At 69.5% G+C, this 8,623-nt stretch carries 6 protein-coding genes and 1 pseudogene; 6 read left to right on the top strand and 1 reads right to left on the bottom strand.

Annotated features, from left to right (window positions below):
• From infB to pnp, 6 genes and pseudogenes are all read left to right on the top strand, one after another.
• A pseudogene (infB, locus tag AUL35_RS17210) lies at positions 1–2,643 on the top strand (translation initiation factor IF-2); the annotation flags it as partial.
• Between the two features lie 166 nt (positions 2,644–2,809).
• Positions 2,810–3,238: a 30S ribosome-binding factor RbfA gene (gene rbfA, locus AUL35_RS17205; RefSeq protein ID WP_062016951.1), complete on the top strand. Its 429-nt coding sequence runs from the start codon at positions 2,810–2,812 to the stop codon at positions 3,236–3,238.
• Positions 3,238–4,224 carry a tRNA pseudouridine(55) synthase TruB gene (truB, locus tag AUL35_RS17200; RefSeq protein WP_062016949.1) on the top strand — a complete coding sequence of 329 codons (987 nt, stop codon included), beginning with the start codon at positions 3,238–3,240 and terminating at the stop codon, positions 4,222–4,224. The genes rbfA and truB overlap by 1 nt, the downstream gene beginning before the upstream one ends.
• A gap of 81 nt (positions 4,225–4,305) precedes the next feature.
• On the top strand, positions 4,306–5,262 hold the full coding sequence (locus AUL35_RS17195) for an alpha/beta hydrolase (protein ID WP_062016947.1): 957 nt from the start codon (positions 4,306–4,308) through the stop codon (positions 5,260–5,262).
• Between the two features lie 64 nt (positions 5,263–5,326).
• Positions 5,327–5,695, top strand: coding sequence for a 30S ribosomal protein S15 (gene rpsO, locus AUL35_RS17190; protein ID WP_280137351.1), 369 nt, complete (start codon positions 5,327–5,329; stop codon positions 5,693–5,695).
• A 275-nt stretch (positions 5,696–5,970) separates the two neighbouring features.
• A complete protein-coding gene (gene pnp / locus AUL35_RS17185) occupies positions 5,971–8,100 on the top strand; it encodes a polyribonucleotide nucleotidyltransferase (RefSeq protein WP_062016942.1) in 2,130 nt (709 codons plus the stop codon).
• Positions 8,101–8,170: 70 nt separating this feature from the next.
• Here the strand turns inward: pnp and AUL35_RS17180 are convergent.
• Positions 8,171–8,623, bottom strand: a 453-nt coding sequence (locus AUL35_RS17180) for a CorA family divalent cation transporter (protein WP_280137350.1), incomplete at its 5' end; no start/stop codon positions are given.

Genomic DNA, 8,623 nt, shown 5'->3' with positions numbered 1-8,623 from the left:
CCTCCCGCCCGTCCGGCGGCGCCCGCCGCCGCGCGTCCGGGTGCTGCTCCCGCGCGTCCCGCCACGGGACCGTCGGGCTACAACAACCGTCCCGGCCAGCCGGGCGGTCGTCCGGGCCAGTCGCAGGGCGGCTACAACCAGCGCCCCGGCGCCCCGTCCGGGCAGCAGGCCCGTCCCGGCCAGCCCGGTCGCCCCGGCCAGCCCGCCGGTGGCGCCGGCCGTCCCGGCGCGCCCCAGAGCGGTGCGCCCGGCGCCCGCCAGCCGCGCGGCGCGGTTCTGTCGGACCTCTCCTCGAAGGAGATGGATGCGCGTCGCCGCGCCCTGATCCTCGCGCAGCAGCGCGAAGCCGAGGACCGGCGCCTGTTCCAGATCGAGGAGGCCCGCCGCATCGCCGAGGACGAGCGGCGCCGCGCCGAGCGCGAGGAGTCCGAGCGTCGTCAGGCCGAGGAGGCCGCGCGTCTCGAGCTCGAGGCCGCCGCCCGCCGCAAGGCCGAGGAGGACGCGGCCCGCCGTGCCGCCAACAAGCCCGTCGCTCGCTCGGGCGCGGGGGCGAACAGCAACGTCATTCCCGGCCCGCCGCCGGTCGACGACGGTCTGGGTCTGCGCCCGGCCGGCCGCACCGACCTCACCAAGAAGACGCGCGCGGACGACGACGACGATCGGCGTCGCGCCGGTCCCGGACGCGGTCCCGCTCGCGGGCCGGCGGCCGATGCGGCCAAGCCGACCCGTGCCCGCACGGGCGACGACCGTCGCGGCGCGGGAGCCCGGGTCGATGTCGGCCGGGCCCTGTCGGACGAGGATGCGCGTGGCCGCTCTCTGTCGTCGATGCGTCGGCGCCAGGAGAAGTTCAAGCGTTCCCAGCAGAATCAGCAGCGCGAAAAGATTGCCCGCGAAGTGATCATCCCCGAGACCATCACGATCCAGGAACTCGCCAACCGCATGTCGGAGCGGGCCGTCGACGTCATCAAGTACCTGATGGCGCAGGGTCAGATGATGAAGCCGGGCGACGTGATCGACGCCGATCTCGCGGAGCTGATCGCGTCGGAATTCGGCCACACGGTCCGCCGCGTGGCGGAGTCGGACGTCGAGACCGGCATCTTCGACATCGCCAGCAACCCCGAGAAGATGGTGTCGCGTCCCCCGGTCGTGACCATCATGGGCCATGTCGACCACGGCAAGACCTCGCTACTCGACGCCATCCGCAAGACCAACGTCGTGTCGGGCGAGGCGGGCGGCATCACGCAGCATATCGGCGCCTACCAGGTCGAGCAGGGCGGGCATAAGATCTCGTTCATCGACACGCCGGGCCACGCCGCCTTCACGGCGATGCGTGCCCGCGGCGCGCAGGCGACCGACATCGCGATCCTCGTGGTGGCGGCCGACGATTCGGTGATGCCGCAGACCATCGAGTCCATCAGCCACGCCAAGGCGGCGGGTGTTCCGATCATCGTGGCGATCAACAAGATCGACAAGCCGGGCGCCGATCCCAACAAGGTCCGCACGAACCTCCTCCAGCACGAGGTGTTCGTCGAATCCATGGGCGGCGAGGTGCTCGACGTCGAGGTGTCGGCCAAGAACGGCACCAACCTCGACAAGCTGCTCGAGGCGATCGTCCTCCAGGCCGAAATCCTCGACCTGCGCGCCGATCCCGACCGCACGGCCGAGGGCGTCGTGATCGAGGCCCAGCTCGACCGCGGCCGCGGTCCGGTCGCGACCGCGCTGGTTCAGGCCGGCACGCTGAAGACCGGCGACATCGTCGTGGCTGGCGATCAGTGGGGCCGCGTGCGCGCGCTGATCGACGACAAGGGCAAGCAGCTCAAGGCCGCCGGTCCCTCGACGCCGGTCGAGATCCTCGGCATGCAGGGCACGCCGGGGGCGGGCGACCGCTTCGCGGTGGTGAAGGACGAGGCGCAAGCGCGCGAGATCGCCGAGTACCGCCAGCGGCTCACCCGCGAGAAGGCGGTGGCCAAGTCCGCCGGCCAGCGCGGCTCGCTCGAGCAGATGATGAGCCAGCTCCAGTCGAGCGGCCTCAAGACCTTCCCGCTCGTCATCAAGGGTGACGTGCAGGGCTCGGTCGAGGCGATCGGAACGGCGCTGGAGAAGCTCGGCACGGACGAGGTGCAGGCGCGGCTCGTCCATTCGGGCGCCGGTGCCATCACCGAGTCGGACGTGCAGCTCGCCGCGACCTCGAACGCCGCGATCATCGGCTTCAACGTCCGCGCCAACGCTCAAGCCCGCCAGCTGGCGGAGCGCGAGGGCATCGAGATCCGCTACTACAACATCATCTACGACCTCGTGGATGACGTGAAGCAGGCGATGTCGGGCCTTCTGTCGCCGGAGCGTCGCGAAACCTTCCTCGGCAATGCGGAGATCCTCGAGGTCTTCCACATCACCAAGATCGGCAAGGTCGCGGGCTGCCGCGTCACGGAGGGCAAGGTCGAGCGCGGTGCGGGCGTGCGCCTCATCCGCGACAACGTCGTCATCCACGAGGGGACGCTCAAGACCCTCAAGCGCTTCAAGGACGAGGTCGCCGAGGTTCCGGGCGGCCAGGAGTGCGGCATGGCGTTCCAGAACTACGACGACATCCGTCAGGGCGACGTCATCGAGTGCTTCCGCGTGGAGCACATCGCCCGCTCGCTCTGAGAGCATCGGCGTCCGGCACGGCCGGACGCTCCCTTTTTCGAACCCGGAGCCCGGCGGCGACGCCGGGCTCACCCATTTCAGAGGGAGGCTGGCGGAAACGCCGGCCCGCCTTTCGCATTGACCCCGCGCGGCCCCGACGCCGCGCGACCGTCAAGGACCGACCGCCATGGCCCGACAATCCGGCAACCCCAAGGGACCCTCGCAGCGCCAGCTTTCGGTGGGCGAGATCGTGCGCCACGCCCTGACGCAGGTTCTGGGGCGCGGCGAGATCCTCGACCCGCTCCTGGAGCGATCGGTGGTGACCGTGACCGAGGTTCGCATGAGCCCCGACCTGAAACTCGCCACCGCCTACGTGACCGTGCTCGGCCAGACCGACACCGCGCCCTTCATCAAGGCGCTGAACCACCACGCGAAGTTCCTGCGCGGGCGGCTGACGCCGGCGCTGCGCGGCATGAAGTACATGCCCGAGGTGCGCTTCCGCGAGGACGACAGCTTCGACAACTACGCGCGCATCGACGCGCTCCTGCGCTCGCCCGAGGTGCGGCGCGACACGGGCGTGGATGCGCCCGAGGACGACAAGGACGGACAGGACTGATGGCACGACGCGGCAAGACGCCGAAGGGGCGCCCCGTCTCGGGATGGGTGATCCTCGACAAGCCGGTGGGCATGGGCTCCACCGACGCGGTCGCCAAGATGAAGTGGCTCTTCTTCGCGCAGAAGGCGGGCCATGCGGGAACGCTCGACCCGCTGGCGAGCGGCATGTTGCCGATCGCGCTGGGCGACGCCACCAAGACCGTGCCCTTCGTCATGGACGGCACCAAGACCTACCGCTTCACCGTGCGCTGGGGCGCCGAGACCACGACCGACGACACGGAGGGTCCGGTGACGAACTCCTCCGACCTTCGCCCGACCCGGCAAGCGCTGGAGGCGCTGCTGCCGCGCTATCGCGGCGAGATCAGCCAGGTGCCGCCGCAGTTCTCCGCGATCAAGATCGAGGGCGAGCGCGCCTATGACCTCGCCCGGGCCGGCGAGACCGTCGAGATCGCCGCGCGTCCCGTCACGATCCATCGCCTCGACATCGTCGGCGAGCCGGATGCCGCGACGACGGTCTTCGAGGCCGAATGCGGCAAGGGCACCTACGTGCGCTCCATCGCGCGCGACCTCGGTCGCGACCTCGGCTGCTTCGGCCATGTGGTGGACCTTCGCCGCGTGCAGGTCGGCGGCTTCACCGAGGACGACCTCGTCACGCTGGACGAGCTGATGGACGCCGCCGACGAGGGCCTGGAGGAGCTGACCGAGGAGCAGCAGGCCAGCGGCGCGCGGCCTCGCGTCGTGCGCTTCGAGGCTCTGGACCGCCTCATCCTGGGCACCGAGGCGGCGCTGTCCGACCTCTACGAGGTGCCGCTTTCCGAGGACCAGGCGGGCCGCGTCCTGTCGGGCAACCCGGTTCTGCTGCGCGGGCGCGACGCCCCGGCCTTCTGCGAGGAGGCCTATGCCACCGGCCATGGGCGGCTGGTCGCGATCGGCTCGATCGAGCAGGGCTCGTTCCACCCCAAGCGCGTCTTTGGCGGCCGGGGCTGAACGAGACGAGGGATCGGGGAGGGGGCTCCATGCGTTGCGCAGCCGGCCACGGATCGGCCGGCCAGTGACGAGATGCCCCTGATGCCCGACCCCAACGAGACGACCCTCGACATCGCCGCCCAGGCCGTGCTCGATGAGATCGAAGCGAGCGGACGTCTCCAGCCGCCGCCCGCGACCCGCGAGGGGAAGCTGCGGAAGGCGCGCGACGACGCGGCCGGACTGGAGCGCTTCTCCGCGCCCTTCCCGCCGGGCGTCTCCAGGCGCGAGATCGCCGTTCCGCAAGCCGGCGGACCCGACATTCCCGTGCGCCTCTACCGGCCGCACGGCATTCACGGCGAACCGCCGCGCCTTCTTGTCTGGTTTCATGGCGGGGGTGCGATCGCCGGCTCGCTCGACACGCACGAGCCGGTGCTCGGCGAACTCGCGCGGCGCACGGGGCGCCTCGTGGCCTCGGTCGGCTATCGCCTGGCTCCAGAGGCGACCTTTCCGGTGCAGCACCGCGAGTGCGAGCGCGCCGCACGCTTTCTTCTCGACCATCCCGAAATGGCGGACTGCGTGCCGGGGAAGCCCGCCGTCGGAGGCGACTCGGTCGGCGGCCTCTACGCCCTTCATGTCGGTCGCCAACTCGGACGGGATCCGCTTGCGGCTGTTCTTGCGATCTATCCCAACACCGACATGCGACCCGACAAGCCTCACGCGTCGCTGCGCGAGAACGAGGGGCGCATCATGACGCGCGACTCGTTGGAGTTCGAGGCGTCCAACGCCATTCCCCACGAGCGCGACCGGCGCTCGTCCGACGCCTCGCCGCTTGTCGCCGACGACCTCCACGCCCTGCCGCCGGTGTTTCTCGCGACCTGCGAGGCCGATCCCCTGCGCGACGAGGGAGAGGCGCTGGCCGAGCGCCTCGAGACCGCCGGCGTTTCCCTGACGCACGAGCGCCTGCCCGGCATGATCCACGCCGTCCTTCAGATGAACGCGCGCATCCCCGCCGCGAACCGGCTCATGGACCGGATGGGCGCGTTCCTGGCCGCCCTTTAGCGGCAAATCGCGCCGAGGGTGGCGTTCGGCGCGCAAGATCGCTATAGGAACGGCGCGGGGTCGGCTGCCAGGCAGCCGGGCCCTTAGCGTTCATGGCCCCGGCTGGCCGACATCCCGGCCCGGGCGTCTCACCGATCCTTCATTCAAGAAAGGGGAAAACCCGATGTCGATCACGCCCGAGCGCAAGGCCGAGCTTCTGAAAGAGTACGCGACCAAGGAAGGCGACACCGGTTCGCCCGAGGTTCAGGTCGCCCTTCTGTCGGAGCGCATCAGCAATCTGACCGAGCACTTCAAGGACCACAAGAAGGACAACCACTCGCGTCGTGGCCTTCTGAAGATGGTCTCGCAGCGCCGCCGCCTCCTGGACTACCTCAAGGACCGCGAGGAAGAGCGCTACACGCAGCTGATCACCCGCCTGGGTCTTCGCCGCTAAAGACCTTCGCGGCGCGCCGGTCGGCCCGACCGGCGCGCCGCATCGCATGAGGCCGCACCACGGTGCGGCTGCCCCGGCCGAGTAGATTGTCCCGCACGCACCGCGCGGGCCGCCGGCCGCCTGAGCCGAGCGCTCATGGGGCAGGATTGCCGGACGCTTCCCGGCTTGGGGCCAGGCCCCACCCGCTTGAAGCCTCCCGCCGTCTTGCCCATGCGCGTTTCCATACCTGCAACCGGCGATGCCGCATCGGCATCGCCCCATGAAGGCAGACATCCATGTTCAAGACCCATAAGGTCGAGGTCGAGTGGGCCGGCCGCACGCTAACCCTCGAGACCGGCAAGATCGCCCGCCAGGCCGACGGCGCCGTGCTTGCCACCTACGGCGAGACCGCCGTGCTCGCGACCGTCGTCTCCGCCAAGGCGCCCAAGCCCGGCTTCGACTTCTTCCCGCTGACCGTCAACTACCAGGAAAAGGCGTTTGCGGCCGGCAAGATCCCGGGCGGCTACTTCAAGCGCGAGGGACGCCCCTCCGAGAAGGAAACCCTGGTCTCGCGCCTGATCGACCGTCCGATCCGCCCGCTCTTCGCGGACGGCTACAAGAACGACACGCAGGTCGTCGTCACGGTTCTCCAGCATGACCTCGAGAACGATCCCGACATCCTCGCCATGGTCGCGACCTCGGCGGCGCTGACGCTGTCGGGCGTGCCCTTCATGGGCCCGATCGGCGGCGCGCGCGTTGGCTATATCGGCGGCGAGTACCGCCTGAACCCGCATGTCGACGAGATGGCCGAGTCGAAGCTCGACCTCGTCGTCGCCGGCACGCAGGACGCCGTCCTGATGGTGGAGTCCGAGGCGCACGAGCTCGACGAGCAGACCATGCTCGGCGCGGTGATGTTCGGCCACAAGGGCTTCCAGCCGGTGATCGACGCGATCATCCAGCTTGCCGAGGTCGCCGCCAAGGAGCCGCGCGATCACAAGGCGCCGGACTTCTCGGAGCTTGAGAAGGAGATGCTCGGGCTGGCCGAGGGCGAGCTGCGCGACGCCTACAAGAACACCGACAAGCAGGCGCGCTATGCTGCTGTCGACGCGGTGAAGGCCAAGGTCACGGCCCACTTCCTGCCCACTGAGGGCGAGGCCCGCTACGCCAAGGAAGAGGTCGGCTCCGTGTTCAAGGAGCTCCAGGCCAAGATCGTGCGCTGGAACATCCTCGACACTTCCTCGCGCATCGACGGCCGCGACCTCTCGACGGTCCGTCCGATCGTGTCGGAGGCCGGCATCCTGCCGCGCACCCACGGCTCGGCGCTGTTCACGCGCGGCGAGACGCAGGCGCTGGTGGTGGCCACCCTCGGCACCGGCGAGGACGAGCAGTACGTCGACTCGCTGACCGGCACCTACAAGGAAACCTTCCTCCTTCACTACAACTTCCCGCCCTACTCGGTCGGCGAGACCGGCCGCATGGGTTCGCCCGGCCGCCGCGAGATCGGCCACGGCAAGCTCGCCTGGCGCGCGATCCGTCCGATGTTGCCCGCCAAGGAGCAGTTCCCCTACACGCTGCGCGTCGTCTCCGAGATCACCGAGTCGAACGGCTCGTCCTCGATGGCGACCGTCTGCGGCACCTCGCTGGCGCTGATGGACGCGGGCGTTCCGCTGCAGCGTCCGGTGGCGGGCATCGCCATGGGCCTTATCCTCGAGGGTGAGCGCTTCGCGGTCCTGTCCGACATCCTGGGCGACGAGGATCACCTCGGCGACATGGACTTCAAGGTCGCCGGCACCGAGAACGGCATCACCTCGCTGCAGATGGACATCAAGATCCAGGGCATCACCGAGGAGATCATGCGCATCGCCCTCGACCAGGCCAAGGGCGGCCGCATCCATATCCTCGGCGAGATGAACAAGGCGCTGGGCGAGGCGCGCGCCGAGCTCGGCGAGTTCGCGCCGCGCATCGAGGTCATGCAGATCCCGACCGACAAGATCCGCGACGTGATCGGCTCGGGCGGCAAGGTGATCCGCGAGATCGTCGAGAAGACCGGTGCCAAGATCAACATCGAGGACGACGGCACGGTGAAGATCGCCTCGTCTTCGGGCAAGGAGATCGAGGCCGCCAAGAAGTGGATCCACTCCATCGTGGCCGAGCCGGAAGTTGGCGAGATCTATGAGGGCACGGTGGTGAAGTGCGTCGAGTTCGGCGCCTTCGTGAACTTCTTCGGCTCGCGCGACGGCCTCGTCCACATCTCGCAGCTGGCCGCCGATCGCGTTCAGAAGACGCAGGACGTGGTCAAGGAAGGCCAGAAGGTCTGGGTCAAGCTCATGGGCTTCGACGAGCGCGGCAAGGTGCGCCTGTCGATGAAGGTGGTCGATCAGGCCACCGGCCAGGAGATCAAGAAGGCCGAGGGCGAGGCGGCCTGATCGCCGCACGCGGATTGAAGAGACGGGAAGGGCGGGCCGCAAGGTCCGCCCTTTTTCGTTCCGCTTCCCGTCAGAGCCAGCCGTTGCGGCGGAAGCGCCAGAACAGGAAGCCCGCGATCGAGCCGATCAGGCCGAGCGCCGCGAAGTAGCCGTAGCGCCAGTGGAGCTCCGGCATGTACTCGAAGTTCATCCCGTAGATGCCGGCGATGGCGGTCGGCACGGCGAGGATCGCCGCCCAGGCGGCAAGCTTGCGCGTGATCTCGCCCTGGCGGTGCTGCTCGAGAAGGCTGGAGGCTTCCAGGATCGAGCCGATGCTCTCGCGCGCGCCTTGCGTGCGGGCGGCGACCCGGCGCACCTGGTCGTGGACGTCGCGGAAGTAGGGGCGCACCTCCGGGTCGAGGCCGTCGTGCTCGACATGTTCGAGCCGGCCCAGCATCTCCTCGGTCGGGCCGAGGATGCGGTGGAAACGCGCCAGATCGCGTCGGAGCGCGAAGAGGCGGTTGATCTCGGCGCGGCGCAGGAA

The organism is Aureimonas sp. AU4 (assembly GCF_001463765.1).
Taxonomy (GTDB): Bacteria; Pseudomonadota; Alphaproteobacteria; order Rhizobiales; family Rhizobiaceae; genus Aureimonas.
This window is presented reverse-complemented; position numbering and strand designations above follow the sequence as displayed.

Excerpts from the sequence above, each read along its gene's own strand:
- pnp (WP_062016942.1), top strand. The coding sequence starts at position 5,971 with ATGTTCAAGACCCATAAGGTCGAGGTCGAGTGGGCCGGCCGCACGCTA.
- rbfA (WP_062016951.1), top strand. The coding sequence starts at position 2,810 with ATGGCCCGACAATCCGGCAACCCCAAGGGACCCTCGCAGCGCCAGCTT.
- truB (WP_062016949.1), top strand. The coding sequence starts at position 3,238 with ATGGCACGACGCGGCAAGACGCCGAAGGGGCGCCCCGTCTCGGGATGG.
- AUL35_RS17195 (WP_062016947.1), top strand. The coding sequence starts at position 4,306 with ATGCCCGACCCCAACGAGACGACCCTCGACATCGCCGCCCAGGCCGTG.